At 71.3% G+C, this 971-nt stretch carries 1 protein-coding gene; it reads left to right on the top strand.

Going from position 1 to position 971, the window contains the following annotated elements:
* Positions 1-971: acyltransferase domain-containing protein (locus ACTOQ1_RS42855; protein ID WP_440074357.1), on the top strand; the 971-nt coding region annotated here is incomplete at both ends.

Below are 971 nucleotides of genomic sequence, written 5' to 3'. Positions count from 1 at the left end.
AAGACGGTGTTCGTCTTTCCCGGTCAGGGGTCGCAGTGGCTGGGGATGGGGGTTGAGCTGCTGGAGTCGTCGGCGGTGTTCGCGGCGCGGATGGCGGAGTGTGAGGCGGCGCTGTCGGGGTTCGTGGACTGGTCGCTGACCGGGGTGCTGCGGGCCGAGGAGGGCCAGCCGGGCTTTGATCGGGTGGATGTGGTCCAGCCGGTGTTGTGGGCGGTGATGGTCTCGCTGGCGGAGGTGTGGCGTTCGCTGGGGGTGGAGCCGGCGGCGGTGGTGGGCCATTCCCAAGGTGAGATCGCGGCCGCGGTGGTGGCGGGTGCGTTGTCGCTGGAGGACGGTGCGCGGGTGGTGGCGTTGCGCAGCCGGGCGATCGTGGCGTTGGCGGGCCGGGGCGGGATGGTGTCGGTTCCGTTGCCGTCGGCGCAGGTGGCCGAGCGGCTGGCCGGGCTGGACGGGCGGGTGTCGGTGGCGGCGGTCAACGGCCCTGCGTCGACGGTGATCTCCGGTGAGGTGGACGCGCTGGATGGGTTGCTGGCCGAGTACGAGCTGGCGGGGGTGCGGGCCAAGCGGATCGAGGTGGATTACGCCTCGCATTCGGCGTATGTGGCGGCGATCGAGGATGAGCTGGCCGCGTTGCTGGCGCCGGTGGTGCCGCGTATCGGGCGTACTGCGTGGTATTCGACGGTGCGGGGGTGCTGGCTGGAGGGTGTGGAGGCCGGCGCGGCGTACTGGTATGAGAATCTGCGCGAGACGGTGGGGTTCGGTCCGGCGGTGGAGGTGCTGGCGGGCGAGGGGTTCCGGTTCTTCGTGGAGTGCAGTGCGCATCCGGTGTTGCGGATCGGGGTGCTGGAGAGTGTGGAGGCGGCCGGGGTCGCGGATGCCTGTGTGGTGGTGGGCACGTTGCGGCGTGATGACGGTGGGGTGCGCCGGTTGTGGACGAGCGCGGCCGAGGTGTGGGTGCGCGGCGGGGAGGT

The sequence above is a fragment of the Streptosporangium sp. OZ121 genome, from assembly GCF_051918885.1.
Classification (GTDB): Bacteria; Actinomycetota; Actinomycetes; order Streptosporangiales; family Streptosporangiaceae; genus Streptosporangium.
Note: the sequence above shows the minus strand (reverse complement) of the source record. Positions and strands in the feature narration are given on the sequence as shown.